General features: G+C 50.1%; 11 protein-coding genes. 3 read left to right on the top strand and 8 right to left on the bottom strand.

What is annotated here, in order from left to right; genetic code table 11:
* Nucleotides 1-55: 55 nt before the first annotated feature.
* Both IE117_RS21245 and IE117_RS21240 read right to left on the bottom strand, forming a co-directional pair.
* Nucleotides 56-1,027 carry a phosphotriesterase family protein gene (locus IE117_RS21245; protein WP_229581235.1) on the bottom strand — a complete coding sequence of 324 codons (972 nt, stop codon included), beginning with the start codon at nucleotides 1,025-1,027 and terminating at the stop codon, nucleotides 56-58.
* A gap of 118 nt (nucleotides 1,028-1,145) precedes the next feature.
* Complete coding sequence (locus tag IE117_RS21240) at nucleotides 1,146-2,825, bottom strand: fatty acid--CoA ligase (protein ID WP_189566914.1); 1,680 nt, start codon at nucleotides 2,823-2,825, stop codon at nucleotides 1,146-1,148.
* A gap of 135 nt (nucleotides 2,826-2,960) precedes the next feature.
* Between IE117_RS21240 and IE117_RS21235 the strand changes: the two genes are divergently transcribed.
* From IE117_RS21235 to IE117_RS21225, 3 genes are all read left to right on the top strand, one after another.
* Nucleotides 2,961-3,920: a threonine ammonia-lyase gene (locus IE117_RS21235; RefSeq protein ID WP_189566912.1), complete on the top strand. Its 960-nt coding sequence runs from the start codon at nucleotides 2,961-2,963 to the stop codon at nucleotides 3,918-3,920.
* A gap of 194 nt (nucleotides 3,921-4,114) precedes the next feature.
* Entirely contained in the window at nucleotides 4,115-5,155 is a 1,041-nt protein-coding gene (locus IE117_RS21230; protein WP_189566910.1) for an LLM class flavin-dependent oxidoreductase, read from the top strand.
* A 92-nt stretch (nucleotides 5,156-5,247) separates the two neighbouring features.
* Nucleotides 5,248-7,431 carry a GAF domain-containing sensor histidine kinase gene (locus IE117_RS21225; protein WP_189566908.1) on the top strand — a complete coding sequence of 728 codons (2,184 nt, stop codon included), beginning with the start codon at nucleotides 5,248-5,250 and terminating at the stop codon, nucleotides 7,429-7,431.
* Between the two features lie 14 nt (nucleotides 7,432-7,445).
* Here IE117_RS21225 and IE117_RS21220 read toward each other — a convergent pair whose 3' ends face one another.
* The 6 genes from IE117_RS21220 to IE117_RS21195 all read right to left on the bottom strand — a co-directional run bounded on the left by IE117_RS21220 (nucleotide 7,446) and on the right by IE117_RS21195 (nucleotide 17,889).
* Nucleotides 7,446-9,548: a CehA/McbA family metallohydrolase domain-containing protein gene (locus tag IE117_RS21220; protein ID WP_229581232.1), complete on the bottom strand. Its 2,103-nt coding sequence runs from the start codon at nucleotides 9,546-9,548 to the stop codon at nucleotides 7,446-7,448.
* A gap of 449 nt (nucleotides 9,549-9,997) precedes the next feature.
* Entirely contained in the window at nucleotides 9,998-11,263 is a 1,266-nt protein-coding gene (locus IE117_RS21215) for a TlpA disulfide reductase family protein (protein ID WP_189566896.1), read from the bottom strand.
* Between the two features lie 112 nt (nucleotides 11,264-11,375).
* On the bottom strand, nucleotides 11,376-12,224 hold the full coding sequence (locus IE117_RS21210; RefSeq protein ID WP_189566895.1) for a sugar phosphate isomerase/epimerase family protein: 849 nt from the start codon (nucleotides 12,222-12,224) through the stop codon (nucleotides 11,376-11,378).
* 106 nt (nucleotides 12,225-12,330) lie between these two features.
* A complete protein-coding gene (locus IE117_RS21205) occupies nucleotides 12,331-13,443 on the bottom strand; it encodes a Gfo/Idh/MocA family protein (protein WP_189566893.1) in 1,113 nt (370 codons plus the stop codon).
* Nucleotides 13,444-13,540: 97 nt separating this feature from the next.
* Nucleotides 13,541-14,275, bottom strand: a complete 735-nt coding sequence (locus IE117_RS21200) for a ThuA domain-containing protein (protein WP_189566891.1) — start codon at nucleotides 14,273-14,275, stop codon at nucleotides 13,541-13,543.
* 56 nt (nucleotides 14,276-14,331) lie between these two features.
* On the bottom strand, nucleotides 14,332-17,889 hold the full coding sequence (locus IE117_RS21195) for a PVC-type heme-binding CxxCH protein (RefSeq protein ID WP_189566889.1): 3,558 nt from the start codon (nucleotides 17,887-17,889) through the stop codon (nucleotides 14,332-14,334).
* Between the last annotated feature and the right edge of the window lie 123 nt (nucleotides 17,890-18,012).

Here is an 18,012-nt window from a genome sequence, read left to right as displayed (position 1 = left end):
CCAGCGCTAAATTCTAGAAAAGCCCCGTCAGAATATTTCTGACGGGGCTTTTTTCTTAAAATTTGCGAATGCTTATGGAGAATGCCGATGCGGGATTTTGAACGAGCAGTTGCTGGAAATCTGAGTCGGTGAAACCTTTCCTCTTCAACAACGGCCACACGCGGTCAAAGATGTTGGTATAGCCCGCAAAACTACCCATCGGATCGGGTTCGCCGGGGCGATACCAGCCCGCATCGTGGGATACCAGTACTTTGGATAGTAATTCATGTTTTTTCAAGAGGACAAGCGATTCCGCGTATTCTTCGAATTTTCCCCAGCCCATCCCGTCCAGGCTTACCCAGCCTCCCTGCCGGGCAGCTTTGAGGTAGTAGCTTCTGTCCGTTTCTGCCTGGGCGTGTACCCACACAAAGGCACTAGGATGGACTCCCATTTCCTTCAATAGCTCGATTTCTTCAAAGGCGGGTAGGGCAGGGCCTGTGTGTGAACAGATAGTCAGTCCGGTGGCGAGATGGGTTAGAGCGGCGGCTCGTACTAGTTTCTGATGCAGTTTTGAAAGGCTGCCACTGTTCACGCCAATTTTTATGAATCCGGGCTTTATCCCGGTCCCCTCTATTCCCTCGTTAAATTCATAAATCCAGCGGGCAGCCAGTTGGGTCTCTGTTTCGGTGAAGGCCCAGGGGGGCAGGTACTTGTTATCTACGGCTCCGTAATACCCCGTATTGGTGATAATGTTCAGCTTAGATTCGAGCGAGATTTCTCGAAGCAATTTTACGTCACGGCCCAGAAAAGCCGGGGTACAGTCCAGTAGGGTCTTCACCCCCCTTTGCCTGGCAAGAATCAAATAAGGAACTACTTTTTTTATGATCTCTTTCCTGGCCCAGCGCTCATCGGAAATTTTGTCTGCCCCCACAAAATCAACCATAACGTGTTCGTGGGCCAGGGTCATGCCCATCTCACTGGCCATCATCTGACCCCGCACGCTCATTACTTCCGAACTGGCCGAAGCCCTTCCCAACAGGAGCGGCATAGGTAACGCCGTTTTTAGAAAAGCTCTTCGTATCATGTCAGTGGCTAAAAAATGCCATTATCGGTTTTATGGATTTCTAATCGTCGACCTGGGCTTACTATAAACTACACCGCCTTTTCTATCCCAGAAGTAAATCCCTCATTTCCACCCTGATTTTCTTCTTATCCAGCTTGCCTACGCTGGTTTTCGGGATTTCCGGGACAAAGACGATGCGATCCGGCACGTACCATTTCTTTATTTTTCCGGCTTCGACTTCGGCATCCAGGTAGTTTCTTATGACTTCGTCATTGAGTTTGTTCGCGAATTCGGGCTTGGCCACCACGATCGCATAGGGGCGTTCGCCCCAACGCTCATCAGGCAGGCCTACCACCGCTACTTCGGCGACGCCTTCTATCTGGGAGAAAATGTTCTCGATGTCCAGGGAGGGAACCCACTCGCCGCCCGTTTTGATGACGTCTTTTACGCGGTCGGTAATGCTGACGTAGTAGTCGGGACCAATGGAAGCGACATCGCCCGTGTGCAACCATCCGCCCTGCCACAGCTTTTCAGAATTTTCAGGATCTTTAAAGTAGCCTTGCGTCATCCACGGACCGCGCGTCACGATTTCACCGACCGTCTTGCCGTCGTGGGGCAGGAATTCGCCAGCGTCGTCAATCAGGCGCATTTCGACAAATGGAGCAATACGGCCAGCTTTTGTTCGCAAATCCAGTTGCTTTTCCTGATTCCAGTTCTGTTGCTCATCGTTCAAATGCACGATGGACATTACGGGGGCCGTTTCAGACATGCCGTAGCCCTGGGATACGTTGATCCCTAGGTCGAGCGCGGCTTTGGCCAGCCCCCGGGTAAGGGCCGAGCCGCCGATCACCACCTTCCATTTTGACAAATCCACCTGTTTGGCTACCGGGCTATTGACCAGCATTCCCAGAATAGTAGGCACACAATGTGAGAAAGTGACCTTTTCCTTCAACAATAATTTGAGGAGCATTTCCGGTTCGTACCGACCGGGATACACCTGTTTGTTATTCAGCATGGTGGCAAACAAAGGAAATCCCCAGGCGTGAACATGAAACAAAGGTGTAATGGGCATGTAAACATCCTGGTGAGAGAACGGAACAGCCTCATAACCTGTGAACAAGGACATCAATCCCATCGTGTGCAGGAACAACTGTCGATGCGAAAAATAGACTCCTTTCGGATTGCCCGTGGTACCCGTTGTATAAAATGTGGTAGCCCATGTGTTTTCATCAAAATCTTGGAAGTCGTAGCTTTCACTGGCCTCGGCCAATAGCGATTCGTATTCACCCAGGGTATCAAATGACGTTTCGGAAAGCTCTGCTTTCGCCTCACCGTATACCTTGTCGCTCAACACGATAAACCTTTTCGTGGTGGTGATCTTATCCTTCACGGCTTCGATAATGGGCAGGAAGTCTTCATGCACCAGAATGATGCTGTCCTCGGCATGCTCGATCGTATACAAAATCTGCTCGGGTGAAAGCCGCACATTGACCGTGTGCAGAATCGCCCCCATCATCGGGACCGCGAAGAAGCATTCCAGGTAGCGGTGGCTGTCCCAGTCAAGTACGGCCACCGTGTCGCCGGCATTGATACCCACCTTCGTGAGGGCGTTGGCCAGCCGACGAACCCGCTTATTGAACTCAAAGTAGTCCATTCGGAATAAATCACGGTAGATAATCTCTCTGGTCGGGTTGAAACGAAGACTTTGCGCCAGCAGGCTTTTGATCAGCATCGGCGGTTCGTAGGCCGAGGGGGTGCGGGGAATCAGTTTGGTCTGGATCACAGGATATTTGCTAAGGGTAAGAATTAAGGTTGAGGTGTTACGCGAAGGAGAGACGTTTTCAGTAAGTTTGGTGTGCATTACAATTAACGAAAGCTTTCCGAAACTTTTACCATTTCATCTTGAAAAATTGCCAAAATGAAAAATGATCCGCTCTATCCGACACAGGACATAATTGAAGCTGCACACGACCGTATAAAACCGTATATCCACCGTACGCCAATCCTGACCAGTCAAACCCTGGATGAAATTTCGGGGGCGGAGATTTATTTCAAATGTGAAAATTTTCAGAAAATCGGCGCATTCAAGGCGCGTGGCGGAGTGAACGCCGTGCTAAGTCTGGCGTCCGGCGAGCAGGAGCGCGGCATTGCCACCCATTCTTCCGGAAATCACGCTCAGGCTATTGCCTACGCGGCTTCGGTGGTGGGTGCCAAAGCTTATATTGTCATGCCCGACAACTCGCCTCAGGTAAAAGTGGATGCGGTGCGCGGGTATGGAGCAGAGGTGACCTTCTGCAAGAATACGCCCGAGGAGCGGCAAAGAATTGTTGATGAAGTGGTAGCCAGAACAGGTGCGGTGTTTGTTCATCCTTTCAACGACTACCGGGTCATTGCCGGACAAGCGACTGCCACCCGCGAGTTGATCGAAGATAGCGGGGTAGTTTTTGACACAATCATGGCTCCCGTCGGCGGGGGAGGACTTTTGAGTGGTACTTCGCTCGCCGCGCATTATTACTCTCCCCTGACAAAGGTTATTGCTGGCGAACCTGAAGGCGCAGCGGATGCCGTGCTGTCTTTCAAGACTGGAAAGATTGAAAAAGCCCCGTATGTCGAAACGATTGCCGATGGGTTGCTTACCTATCTGGGTGACAAGACATTGGATATAATTCTAAGACATGTGTCAGATATTCTAACAGTGTCAGATAATGAAATAATCGCTGCGATGCGGCTGATTTGGGAGCGAATGAAGATTATCGTAGAGCCTTCCTGCGCAGTGCCCCTGGCCGCACTGCTAAAAAATAAGGAACGCTTTGCCGGACAGAAAGTAGGGATGATCTTGACGGGTGGAAATGTGGATTTAGGCAAACTACCTTTCTAGATTTATAGAAATGCTCCTGAATTTGGATGCTCACCACATACCTATCAATCCAGACTTATAGAAACTTTTCTCCGCATTAGTCCTGGTTTTGGTGCAAGCATTGATAGCTGCTGAATCAGGGGAAAACAAAGTCACTTGCAACGATTTTATTCCACTTTGCTGTTGTACAATAAATCAATGTATATACATTAATCATGGAAATAGGAATCAGCACTTTTGTAGAAAACACGCCAGACCCGGCCACCGGGAAATTGCTCAGCCCTGAGAAGCGGATGATGAACCTAATGGAGGAGGTGGAACTGGCCGACCAACTTGGCCTGGATGTCTTCGCCATCGGTGAACATCATCGTTCCGATTTCGTGGTATCCTCGCCCGCGGTGGTACTTGCAGCGGCAGCGGTCAGGACAAAACAGATTCGTCTTTCCAGCGGTGTGACGGTACTTAGCTCTGACGATCCGGTGCGGGTGTTTCAGGATTTTGCTCAGGTGGATTTGCTTTCGCACGGGCGGGCCGAAATCATGGCGGGGCGCGGTTCTTTCATTGAGTCATTTCCGCTTTTTGGCAACGACATGCGGGATTACAATGCCCTTTTTGCCGAGAAACTGGAACTGCTCATTGCACTGAATAAAAGCGAAAAAATCAACTGGAAAGGTAAACTGCGGCCTTCCATAGACAATAGGGGCGTCTACCCCCGGCCCTTCCAAAAAGAGCTGCCCATATGGGTTGCGGTAGGTGGCACGCCCGAATCCGTGGTGCGCGCGGCCAATTACGGCCTGCCGATGGCGCTGGCGATTATTGGGGGTGGGCCGGAGCGATTTGTGGCTTTTACAGATCTTTATAAAGAAACGTACGAAAAAGCCGGACATGACGCTACCCATCTCCAATTGGCGATCAACTCGCACGGCTACATCGCCGACGACTCGCAGCGGGCAGCTGACGAATTCTATGGACCTTATGCCCATGTGATGAGTAAAATCGGTCGGGAACGAGGCTGGCCAGCCATGAATCGCGAACAGTACGAAATGATGCGCGGACCGGGAGGCTCCCTCCTCGTAGGCAGCCCAAACGAAGTGACTGACAAGATTTTATGGGAGTATGAATTGTTCGGGAACACCCGTTTTCTACTGCACATCAGTGTCGGGACCATGCCCCATGCCCAGGTGATGCACTCCATTGAGTTGCTGGGAAATGTGGTGGCTCCGGCGGTCAGGAAAGCGACCGGAGTTTTGGTTTAAGGGCTACAGCTCGAAGAAAATCACGTAATTTGTCTGAATACAATAAAGCAGGTAAACCTTACATGGGAGAAATCGATCTCCCAATGAATGAAATGAACGATACTTCTGCCCAACTCGACGAAAGAAAAAGGATTGATGCCCTCAAAAAGTACAACATTCTTGATTCGTTGCCTGAAGCGGATTATGATGCCATCACCCAACTGGCGTCCTATATTTGTCAAACTCCGGTTGCGCTCATTAGCTTCGTAGATGAAAAGCGGCAATGGTTCAAGTCGCACCACGGATTCGACAAAATAGAGACCAGCCGTGAAGTCGCTTTCTGCGCTTACAATATTCTTGATCCATCGACTCCCTTGGTGGTTGAAGACGCCAGGGTCGACGAACGCTTTGCCAATAATCCCCTAGTGACGGGCGATCCTCACATTGTGTTCTATGCAGGGGTTCCGTTGGTCAATACCGATGGGTACGCCCTGGGTTCCTTATGTGTGATTGATCAGGAAAAAAGACAACTTACGGAGGAACAACTTACGGCTTTGGGTTTGATGTCCAGGCAAGTGGTCAGTTTGCTTGAACTTCGGAAAGCGAACAACCTGTTGTCGGCAAGTCAGGAGCAATCCAGGGTAGAAGGGATAGAGAAAGATAAAACCCGCGCGGCATTGGCCGATAGTGAAGCTTTATTCAGAATGCTTATTGAAGAAGCATCCGTGGCTACTTGTCTCTTCATGGGAAGAGAACTGATAATCGATATTGCCAATCAGCCCATGATCGACATATGGGGCAAAGGGAGAGCGGTCCTGGGCAAGCCGCTGTCGATAGCCCTTCCTGAGTTGGAAGGGCAACCATTCCTGGCTATTCTGGATGAGGTTTTTACTTCTGGGGTTCCCTATGAAGCCAAAAGTATACCCGCTGATTTACTGGTAGATGGCGTATTGAAAACAAGTTATTTTGATTTCACCTACACACCCCTTCGAAACGCCAACGGGGAGGTATTCGCTATCATGGATATGGCGGTGGATGTCACAAGTCAGGTATTGCTCCGCCAAAATCTTGAAGCCAGTCAGCAGCAGTTACTCCGGATGTTTGAGCAGTCACCAGTTGGCATTGCCATTCTCAATACCGATAGGCACACCTTTCGAATGGCAAATCCGTTTTACGGAAAACTTGTAGGCAGGACACCGCAGGAGCTCATTGGTCGGCCACTTTTAGAGGCCTTACCGGAATTGAACGGCCAGGGGTTCGATCAATTAATCGATCAGGTCATTGAAAGCGGAGAACCCTATGTCGCTAATGAAGTAGCAGCTCAGTTGGTAAGAAACCAGCAATTAGAAACCATTTATGTGAATTTTACCTACCAACCGGCGCGAGAGTTTGATAATGCTCCCATTACGGGGGTAATGGTTGTTGCAATCGACGTTACGCAGCAGGTTTTGAGTCGTAGAAATATCGAATTAAGCGAATTGCGTTACCGTAATTTGTCCGAAGAGTTGGAAGAGAGAGTGGCATGGCGAACGCAGGAGCTGGTTACTGCAAACCAGGATCTGTTGCGTTCTAACGACAACCTCCAGCAGTTTGCCTACGTTGCTTCGCACGATTTACAGGAACCTCTGCGGAAGATACAATCGTTCAGTTCCTTGTTGAAAAACAAGCTTGGTTCGGAAATGGGACCGGAGGGAATGGATTATCTTAGTCGGATGAGTGCTGCCGGCGAACGCATGTCCACGCTGATCAAAGACCTGCTCGCGTATTCCCAGATATCCACCCGCCAACAATCCTATGGCGAGGTTGCTCTCAATACTGTAGTAGCCGAGGCGCTGAATAATCTGGAATGGCAGATTCAGGAGAGGCAGGCCCGGATAATGCTGTCCGATTTGCCCGTGATCAATGGCGATGCGTCACAGCTGAGGCAGCTCTTTCAGAACCTACTATCCAATGCAGTGAAATTCACCCCGGATGGAACGACACCGCAGGTAGTTGTAAATTGTGACATTTGCGATCGCACGGAATTACCCGAAGAAATAAGCCCTAACAGCCAATCCAATCAGTTTTGCAAGATCAGCATCAGCGACAAGGGAGTGGGTTTTGATACCCGTTACCTGGACCGGATTTTTCAGGTATTTCAGCGTCTTCATGGGAAGAACGAATTTCCCGGAACTGGCGTAGGTCTGGCCATATGCCAGCGGGTCGTGGAAAACCACGGCGGAGGAATTACGGCAAGTAGCGTCCATAATCAGGGGGCGACATTCACCGTGTACCTGCCAATTGAAACAGCAGCGTAGTTTAGGTTGAGACCCTACTCCAGCCAGACAATCTGCGTAAACGCCCCATTGGCTGCTACATCCCATACTTCCAGGCGCACCCATTGGCGGCCTTTGAGGTCGGGCGAAAATTTGAATGATTTTCTGCCAAATTCCCTCGTGTCTTTCAAGTCAATCACTTCGCGGTAAACTTGCTTTCCATCTCCGGAAATGATCTCGGCGCGGTTGAGCGGGAAAGTCCAGCTGGCGTCAAACGTGATTTCTGCTTTTCCTCCCGCGCCTAGTTTGGTAGTTTCTCCTGCGCCCATGCCGTTCACTGTGAATGAGGGGAGAAGGATTTCGCCCGTAGTTACGAAAAACTTGCCGTTACGCATCGCATCCAGCACGGGTTGCCAGCCGTTTTCAAATTGGGGCATTTCGTCCAGTTGGAGGTAGTTGACATTCAGGTGGCCGTAGAGTTCATAGTCGGGTTCTATTTTGAAGAGGTCGGCTTCGCCGATAACAATCTTCTTCTGACCCCAGTTGGCCATATCGTCCATCAAATCCAGCACCCGTCCGTTCCCGAGTTTGGGCTGCGATAGGTCGGCGGGCATGGCTTTCCAGGCTGCGCCCAGAAAACGATCCGATTTGTAGAACGTTTCGTCCTTGTATTTGTCAGGATAACCCGTAGAACCCTTGGTGCGGGCGTGGGCGGTCCAGGCCAGGCCGTTCTCCAATTCCAGTAGTTTGAGCATTTCCGCTTTGTTGGCAATCCGATACAGTTTTCCGTATTCAGGACTGGTTTCAACGAAAGGTTGATCTTTTTCCCGCGACATCAGCCAGTAGACAGGTTTCGGGAAAATATTCATCCAGTGCCCTCCCAAAAAATTATTGGGCTCTTCACCGGGGAGCAATAGGAAGTTTCCGCCCGACAGCCGGGCGCATTCATCGAAGAGTGTTTTTAACTCGGGCCACCGTTTTGCTTCCGGTCCCCGGGGGCTGCCCGGCCCGTGAAACTCGCCCAGATGAACAATGTTGACGCCCGTATTGCGGAAGGCCTTGACAAATCCCGGCATGTCGGGCAAAGGCTTACGTGTAAGTACATCGTCCACGTGCTCTTGGTGAAAGTGGCTCGCCATCGTACAGTATCCCGGCAACGGGGCGTACGTGTCGCTATGGGTGAATGCCTTAACTTTTTCCAGCGTTTTTCCATCCCGCTCGGTACTTAGCAGGCAAAAGAAATTGAACCGCTGTTGGGTATTGGGCGGGGCATTGAACCAGGGTACCCAGCGACGGTCGCCTAGTAGGTCGTGGCGGATTCCCATGCCGTAGCCCAGAACGAGATTGCGGTAGTTGGTGCCGTGCCAGATGTGTTCAAGGTTATAGGCATTGTCGAGTGGATAGAAAAACTGGTGTGGTGCCGGAAAAATGGCCAAACTACCTTCTTGCCCCTGGCCAATAATAGTGCGGTACTTGACCGCCATCTGGCGAGCGGGATCATTTTCTCCGACTTTCGCATCCCGCATGAAATTCTCTGTATCCGACCAGTACAGCCTTTCCCAAGGAGTTTTTTTACTGACCAGTCCGGCATCGTAAATGACCGCGGTGGAATCCACGGTAGTACTCATTACCGCCGCCACATTCATGAGCGGACTGCCGTTATAGAGCGTAAGGTTGTACGAGCCGCTAAATCTTCCCGCCGAAGCACCATCGATAATAATTTCAGTATGCCCGCCGGAGGTCACGACTTTCACGTTCTGCTTGTCCAGTACAACCGGGAAGGTCTCGTGAGGTAGATAGGCGGTTTTGTCAAAGAAAATATTCCAGCCATTTTGTGAAATTAAATCCCGTTTCCCGATGGTCAAAATCACGGCCGGGTCCAGGTCGCTGGCGATTGTTTGGTAGTTAGATTTGGGGCCGATCTGCAAACTACCGATTAGCGGCTGGGCTTTCCGCAAATCTACCTTTACTTTTCCGTACTCGTTTTCACCGGCAGGCCACTCTACTTCCAGGAAATCTCCATTGACTCGGGCCGAAGTACCGTTTTTGGGATCGAAGCCTTTCAAATCAACGGGTACTTGCGCTTTTGTGGAGGCACAAAGGCACAGTGTAGCAAAGGCACAAAGTACAAGTACCCTGGCTGAATTCTTTCGATTCAAAAGTCTCATAACTTTTTTCAGGTAAACATCTGCTTATAAAACGCCAGCCCTTCGCTTGCCAGCTCGTCGGCGCTATTGGCCAGTGGACGCTAAATGCCATCATCTGTCCTCCCTACGTGTTGAAGGGGTGATCAAGGGGTGTCGAAACGCAGCGCTGATTGGAATAATGATGTGGAAAACCAACGAGATACCAGTATATAATGTCGTGGTGAAGGTCTGATTTGGACCTAGCCCAGCACGAAAAACGAATTAAAACTAAACATGTAGAAACATATGGTTTCCCTGTTTTGGGCGAGGGCAGTCGGCCGTTGCCGTTCGAATCTCTCCGTATCCACCAACTCCTCGAAAGATGATGCATTCGAGAAGTTTTTTATATTAATGACACAGTACTTTCTGTTCCAAGTCAAGTGGTTTATAAATGGCAAAATATTCTCAAGTAGTTCAACTCTTTATTTTAACCGTTGAGCAAGTAGTTCTTCTAATTTTTCTCCATCATCGCCTTTGAACCGGCCAATAATTTTCCCCTGCTTATCAATAAGGATTTTTGTCGGGAAGGAATGCACGGCGTATTTATGTGCTATCGCCGAACCACGCGAAGCTTCATCAGTATCTAGGATATTCTTCCAAATACCTATCTTATCCTTTTCGACTGCTTTTCTCCATGGAACTTCTTTGTCATCAGTAGCTACCCCTATAATTTCGAAGTTCCGATCTTTGTACTGATTATAAAGTTCTATCAAATGAGGGTTTCCTATCCGGCATGGAGCGCACCAACTTCCCCAGAAATCAATCAAAACGTATTTTCCTCTGAAATCAGATAGCTTGATTTTTTCACCATTAAGTTCTGATCCAGAAAAATCATGCGCCATTGTCCCGACAGAAGCCAGCTCGGTTTCTCGTATCAAATTGGCAACTTTTTGGCCATCTCTCGATTTTTTTATTTCTGGGTTGAGATTATCAAAAAGATGCTTTACTGTGTCAAATGGCCATAGGTTTCTAAAAGAACACAATTCATCTGCACTTACATAGGAATCTGGATTTTCATATATGAACTTTTGTATTGCAGCCCAAGTCTCCTTGCCAGCCTTATTTTCCAAATTTTCCAAGCTATCAATTTTCTCCTTGGGGGCTTTATCTGTCCTTGACTGTTTTATAGCATCTTTTAACGCGAAAATTCGTGCTTGGAATGGAATTAATGAATTGGTAAGTTTTACATTTTCGTCCTGAGATTTCGATCCTGAAATCTTGATTGATCTAAAATCATCATGCACTACATGAGCGGTCATCGTTCCTTTTTCCAAATAAATGCTGACCATATTCATGTTGGTTTCATCAGCGATAACCTTTCCATTTAGAAAGACACTAGAATTTTCCCGTAACATAGCATCTGTAGGCTCAAGAATTGACCCCTTAAATTGAAATTTATTATCTACGATTCTGCTACTATCTTTCAACCTTACGCCTGGTGTACTCTCGTACAATAAATAGAGGTACGGACTCTCAGCATTCTCAATTGTACCCGATAACACGAAACTTCCAGCCTGCTTTTGGCTTGTCTGGTTGGGCGTCTGGGCAATCAAATTGTTGGAGCATAGCACACACAAAGCGAAGAGGTAGATAGTAATTCCCATTACAGCCATCCTTGTTCCCATCCAACCTTTGATTGAATTGTACACACCCATTAGTGTCATTTGATTCGTAATTTGCTGTTCCATAGCCAAGTTGGTTTTTTGATCTCAACGAATCAAACCTTACGAAGATTATCAGTAGTCGTAAAATAAATCCAGAAATAATGGTAGTCTATTGTCAAACTTTCGGAAATTTCCTTTAGGAAAACATCTCCTTATAAAACGCCAGCCCCTCACTTGCCAACTCATCAGCACTATTGGCCAGTGGTCGCCAAATGCAGGTGGCGCGCGCCAATGCCTCCGAGGGTTGCCCAAAAGTTTCGATTACCATTGCTCCGTCGTAGCCAATTTCATTTAGGGCGTCGCGGATACCTTCCCATTCCAGATGGGCAGTGCCGGGCGTCCCGCGATCGCTTTCGTTGCCCTGTACGTGGCAGAGGCGGTCTTTGCCGAGCTTGCGGATAGCAGCGGGAATGTCTTTCTCCTCGATGTTGGCGTGAAAAGTATCCAGGACAAGTTGCAGGTTGGGATTGTTCACTTCATTGACCAACTCGATCGCCTGATCCATCGTATTGATCATGTCCGTTTCAAAGCGATTCAGCGGTTCCAGTCCGAGTACAATGCCGTGGTCGTCGGCTACCTTTGTGACTTCTTTCAAGATTTCTACGCACCAGGCGCGTTCCTGCTTTTTTTGCTCAGGAGAAACGATGCGCGTCTTGCCAACAGCCGAGTACAGCGGACCGCTAAATATCGGGCTTCCTACGTCCGCGGCGATTTTGATCCCCTCGATGATGTAGTCTTTCCCATTTTGGCGATAGCGTGATTCGGTACTTGAAATATCCCGATCTTCCCCAAAAGCCCCGCAAATCAAAATCTGCAAGTCCAGATCCCGGGCGACGGTTTTTATCTGTTCCCAGTCAATAAGTGCCGAGTCTTCCACGGCAATTTCAATGAGGTCATACCCCATATTTTTGACCTTAGTCAGGAGATCAATATTCTGAGTGGAAAAGGGCGAAGCCCAAACGAAGGTAGAAACACCAAATTTCATTATTTAGTAAAGTTTTGTGGTTGAAAAATAGCCACGGAGGTTATCCGTGGCTATTCGAAAATCAGGACATAGCCAGTCTTTGAATGGCAAGATATTCAAAAAGGAGCTACTCAAAACTCGGAATGTTAATTCTCTCTCCACCTTTCATCGCTGACTCGTGGGCGCAGATACCCGCGCAGGTATAGTTGGCAGCCAGGGCAGCGTCTACCGCCGAGTCGCGGCCTTCGACCATGGAGGCGACAAACTCCTGCACCAGGTGCGGATGCGAACCGCCGTGACCTGCGCCCTGGAGGAACGATACGTGGTTGGGGTCGTCGATTACTTTCCGCTTGGTAAAGTGCTTGATGGGTTCAATCAGCATTTCGTCGGTATCAGGCGCATCCAGACGCTCGGCGTCCTCACCACCCGTAAAAATTACATGGCTTTCATCTTCCAGCTGTTCCCATTCGAACGACATCTTGGTACCATATACATCATAACTCTCGCGGTACTGCCGAACTACGTCGAAGAGCGAGCGCGTGGCCTCAGCTACCACGTCGGAATCTTTCAGAGTGAAGGTTGCCGTTTCGACGGCAAAGGGTGAGTTGTAGCGGCTCGCCAAATCGTCAGATAAGCGGCCCGAACCGTGACAAACTACCGTTTCGGCAATGGTATTGTTGATGCGGAGCAATGGTGAAATGGCATGGGTACCATTCAGCATCGGTGGATAGCCCTTCCAGTACTCATCCCAGCCGGGCATGCTCATGTCCTGAATGTGTGATCCTCGCACGAATTGAATGCGCCCCAACTCGCCGGATTCTGCCTTTTTGAGACCATACAGGAATTCGCGGGTGTAGAGGGCCGTCTCCATCATCATATACACCTTGCCGGATTTGCGCTTGGCTTCCACAATAGCGGCGCAGTCTTCCTTGGTCATGGCCATCGGAATCGTGCAGGCCGTATGTTTATTGGCGTTCAGCGAAGCCAGCGTCATGCGGGCGTGGTCGGGGACGGGGGTTACGATGTGGATCGCGTCGACATCGTCGCGGCCCGGAACATCTTCAAAATGCTCAAAGACCAGATTGGGGTCGAGGTTAAATTTCTCGGTCAACTCATCGCGGACATGCTTGCGCCTGGTGCAAATTCCTACGGATTTGATATCAGGATGAGCCTGATAGATAGGGATAAACTCTTTCCCAAAACCCATTCCGACGATGACGACTGTTAACTGCTTGCTCATAAAGGATTGTAATGTTAGGTTATTTAATTTTGAATTGGTGAATGTCGGAAGTGGTGAATACTATTATTCCGACATTCACTAATTCGCTCATTCAAAATTATCTTCCCGCTGCCCACTTTACGGAATTTCGTAAAATGGTTTGGTAGGGATCAATGGTATGGGAGGCGGCGTCGTGGCCGAGGGCAATGCCGACCACACGGCCTTTGGGGTACTTTACAGTAAAAATGCTGGGAAACACCTCGGGCCCCGTGGTGGCTTTGGCCGTAGCCAGTACGTCAATGGGTGTTCCGTCCGGATCAGTCTTGTAGTAGTAGAGCTCGTCGTCGAGGTGGAAGGTAGCGGGGACGCCCTCCATAATGGGGCTATTTTTGCTGGTGATCGTTACGTCGAAAGGGCCGTACTTATTATGGCCTCGTGAGCCGCCGCCCACGAGTTTCTGGTTGTACTCGGGCCAATCTTTCCAATTGTACCAAAGCGCGGGGTGGGCCAGCACCAACCCTTTGCCCGCATCGACGAAAGAGAAAATAGCCTGGCGGGTAGCCGCATCATTGATTGGCTGGTTATTGGCCAGGTACAGGACATCGGTGCCCGGTAGTTTGGATAAGATCGTAGTCGGATCATCCGTATAGTCTACACTTGCCAGACCATCACGTTCCAGGGTTTGGCTGTCTTCCTGCTTATACCAGCGGTCGAAATCGTGGGAAGAGCCGCCACCAACCATAAGTACTTTGATCGGCTTTTTGCCCGATGAACTACTATTCTTCGAACAGGCCACGCCGACCAGGACTAAAACAGCCAGGACCAGGCCGGCTTTCAAAAAAGATTTTAACATGATACTATGCTTGAAATTGAATAGGTACTTTGATTAAAAAGGCGATACCAACTGAACTACTTCGTTACCCGCAGTATTCCGTTCATCCCGCGCCAGTGGCCGGGGAAAGTACATACGAACGGGTAGTCACCCGGCACGCTGGGAACGGTGAATTCCAGCGTCACTGTTTCCCCCGGATTCACCAGCTTGGTCGAGTGAAGTACCTCAGGTACTTGCGGGACATAGGCCATCTCGGCGGCTTTGGGATTGGAAAGCATTGCATCGGCAGCGGCTCCTACTTTTTGCAGTGAACCTACTTTAATAATCAGGAGGTTGTGCTGCATCCCGTCGGGATTTTCCAGATTGATGACCACTTTTTCTCCCGCCTTAGCGGTCAGGAGTGCTTTGTTAAATTGGAGCATTTCCGGCACCACCTTCAACTCGATAACCCGTGCGTTTGAAGATGTAGTGGGCGCAGAAGTGTTAGTTTTCACCCCATTGGCTGCCATTTCCATCGCATTCGGCTTTCGCAGTTCCAGCGAGGCGTTCTGAAAATTACCCTGAAAGCCGAATCGACCTTCGTACGGGCCAATTTTTTCGTCCCCCTCACCATCTTCACCCGTGCGCAGGGTGTTGGGTAGTTCTTCCATGAAAAGCATATGGGCATTGCCCTCAGCGGCGACTTTGCCATCGACTTCAATAGTGACTTTTCCGCCCTTAGTCAGGCTGGCCATCAAGTCAAATTTGTCGGGTAGTGGTTGGCTGGTGGCCACGCTCGTAGCCGTGCCGTGCTGATAGACATCCATGAATACTTTGCCATCCTGTATGTACAGCGCATAGCCCGTTTTGCGGTCGCCCTGCCCGGCGATAAAACCTTGCAGGGGTTTGTCGTCGGCCTTGGTCACGCTGGCGCGAATGATCAGCTCTTTGCCCTTCACGTCTGGTGCGAACAACATGGCATTGCGACGCCCCAGTGTGTAAACTTCCTTAGCCAGCATACCCGCGATCTGTTCGCTGAATTCGGACTTTTTCCCGTTACCGGCGGCAGCCATGTACCCTTTGGCATGAACTGTGGCGGCCGCTAAGAGGGCCTTGCTCAACCAGCGGTCTTTGGCATTCTCCTCAACTAATGATGCCTGGAAAATCGCTTCACCAATTTTATCAGAGGCAGGTACTTCCACAAGTCCGACGACCGTCGCCAGCCGTGTGTTCAGGTTGGGATCTTTCAGCAGCTGCTGGATAGTCCCGAAATTTTGCTCGGTTTTGGGCATTACCTGGGCGGCGGCTTTGCGTACGCCGGCCGCAGGGTGGGAGAAGGCTTTCGTTGCCGCGTCCATTGCCGCGGCGTTCGAGCCGTCGAGCAGACCCAGTCCGTGTAGCGTCCACAACGCATGTACCGCCGGGCTGTTCAATCCTACTTCATCCACTTTCTGATTGGCGATGATTTTGTACAAAGCCGGAGCCACCGATTTGTCCTGCAACTCAACCAGCAGACGCTGGGCCGTCATGCGCCAGAACATGTTATCGTTTTCTAGGGCGGCCACCAGGCCGGGAACATCCTTTTTCGACAGCTTCATGGCGGGTTTGTTCGCTGAGTTCTTATAAACTACCCGATAAATACGCCCGTGGTTGGTATCACGCAGGGGACTGATAAAGGCATTTCCCTGTCCGCGCGGCTGGTCGATAAAGGGCAGAACGAACTCCGAAGGTGCCTGACGGGGTACGAATACATTATGTTGAATGATGAAGTTGTACCAGTCAGCAATCCAGACCGACCCGTCGGGGCCCACCTGAGCCTGCACCGGGCCATACCATTCGTCGGAACTGGCCGTCAGGTTCCAACCATCACTTTCCCTGAAACCCGCGCCATCGGGCTCGATAATGGCTTTGTGAACCAGGCGCATCGTTGGCTCAGTCACGAAAGCCACGCGATTCCAGTACTCTTTGGGGTAGTCGCGGGCGGTGTAGAAATGGTGCCCGGCGGCGGCGGTATATCCGCCAACTACGTCCACCTGCCTGATGTTGGGCGTCATGGTATGGGCGTCGTAGTGGCCGTCGATCTTCTGCACAGAGTTTACCTGATCTTTCTCGCCGGGGATGGCGCGCATCAGGTAGTTTTCGGGCATGGAATAAAAGGCGGAATGCGTGTTATTGGCCGTGGAAAGAAAGATGTTATTGTCCTCCGTCACGCCCAGTCCCCACGTGTTGTTGCTGCTTTTGCCGAGGTAAGCAAAATCAGATCCATCGGGCTTGAAATGATATACGCCCATCGGGAAGCGTGTAGCCTTATCATTCATCATTCCATTGAACCCCGAATACCCAACAGTCCCCCAAATCTTGTTGTCAAATCCATAGATCAAATTGGAGGGGCCCGAGTGGGTATCGCCTTTGCCCCAGCCGTGGCTGAGTACTTCTGTGACATCCACCTTGTCGTCACCGTTGGTATCTTTCATGAAAAGAATATCGGGAGCCATGGTCACGATGATGCCATCGTTGGCGAAAATCATGCTGGTCGGGATGTTGAGGCCATCGGCGAAGACCGTGAACTTATCGGCCTTGCCATCCCCGTCAGTATCCTCACAAATCTTGATACGGTCGTTAGCCTCTCCATCGGTTTCCTTAAACGTGTTGGGGTAGTCCACCGACTCCACCACCCAAAGGCGTCCGCGTTCGTCCCATGCCATCGCGATGGGGTTGATGATATCGGGATCTGCGGCGAAAAGCTCCACCTTGAAATCGGGAAGTACCTGGGTAAGCTTCTGGGATTCCGAAGGCGAAAGCGCTTCCTGCATTTTGGGGACGATATGCCGCTTGGTGAAGGCCGCAATGGTATCCGAGTTGTAGATGTCCACGTTCGGAATGTTCAGGGCCGCGATTTGAGCATTCACCTGATCGCCCAATGCCCAATGGACACCGTTGCTTACCAAATCCAGAAAGCCGATGTTGGACCAGGTGCGGTCTTCATGGCCGTAGGCAGTATAGAACACCCGGCCTTTTCCCTCGTTGCGCACCCAGGTGTAGGGATAACGCTTTCCGTCTTCCACCCGCTCGGTCAGGACGGTCATGTCGGGATTTAGGTTTTTAAGAATATAGGTTTCGTCCCAGGTGGTGAAAGGTTTCAGGCCTTGCATGACGGGATGATCGGGTTTGACGATCACCCCGGGAAAATCACCCGTTTTGTGGGAAGCGAACTGGCCGCCAACAGCACTGATGTACCATTCCGAATTCAGAAAACAGCCCGACGCCGAATGGAGGGGTACCAGGCCCTTGCCGCTTTGTACAAAATCTTTCAGCGCACTTTCCTGAGCGGGCGAGATCTCATCGTGATTGGCGTAGATAATCAGAGCATCATACTTTGCGAGGTTATCGGGATTCAGGTCATTGAGATCAACGGTGTAAGAGGTATTGATGCCGCTTTCGAAAAGTTTGATTGCCAGCCAGGGCGCATACTTGCCTGAGTCGTGGTGCTTGCTGGTATTACCCAGGAATAGCACCTCGGCTCTCCGTGCGTCCGGGGTTTTAGAAGATTTCGACGCGGTATTGTTTCCCGAAGAATTCATATTGCTTTGAGCACATCCCAGCAATAGTAGCACGGTAAATGCAGCAATAAGGTGCGTCTTCACGAATCCATTCATGTAAAAAGATTTTAGTGGGTTAAAGCTGAATTGTAAATAAAGGAATTTCTGGTGGTCAGATACTTATACATGGCCATAGGCCATACGCAGAAGGTTCAGGCTTTTTTTGCTGCCTGTTTTACC

Source organism: Persicitalea jodogahamensis, assembly GCF_014651615.1.
GTDB lineage: Bacteria > Bacteroidota > Bacteroidia > Cytophagales > Spirosomataceae > Persicitalea > Persicitalea jodogahamensis.
Note: the sequence above shows the minus strand (reverse complement) of the source record. Positions and strands in the feature narration are given on the sequence as shown.

Bases quoted from the DNA above. Each gene is read 5' to 3' on its own strand.
- IE117_RS21245 (WP_229581235.1), bottom strand. From the start codon at position 1,027: ATGCCGCTCCTGTTGGGAAGGGCTTCGGCCAGTTCGGAAGTAATGAGC.
- IE117_RS21235 (WP_189566912.1), top strand. From the start codon at position 2,961: ATGAAAAATGATCCGCTCTATCCGACACAGGACATAATTGAAGCTGCA.
- IE117_RS21230 (WP_189566910.1), top strand. From the start codon at position 4,115: ATGGAAATAGGAATCAGCACTTTTGTAGAAAACACGCCAGACCCGGCC.
- IE117_RS21225 (WP_189566908.1), top strand. From the start codon at position 5,248: ATGAACGATACTTCTGCCCAACTCGACGAAAGAAAAAGGATTGATGCC.
- IE117_RS21215 (WP_189566896.1), bottom strand. From the start codon at position 11,263: ATGGAACAGCAAATTACGAATCAAATGACACTAATGGGTGTGTACAAT.
- IE117_RS21210 (WP_189566895.1), bottom strand. From the start codon at position 12,224: ATGAAATTTGGTGTTTCTACCTTCGTTTGGGCTTCGCCCTTTTCCACT.
- IE117_RS21205 (WP_189566893.1), bottom strand. From the start codon at position 13,443: ATGAGCAAGCAGTTAACAGTCGTCATCGTCGGAATGGGTTTTGGGAAA.
- IE117_RS21200 (WP_189566891.1), bottom strand. From the start codon at position 14,275: ATGTTAAAATCTTTTTTGAAAGCCGGCCTGGTCCTGGCTGTTTTAGTC.
- IE117_RS21195 (WP_189566889.1), bottom strand. From the start codon at position 17,889: ATGAATGGATTCGTGAAGACGCACCTTATTGCTGCATTTACCGTGCTA.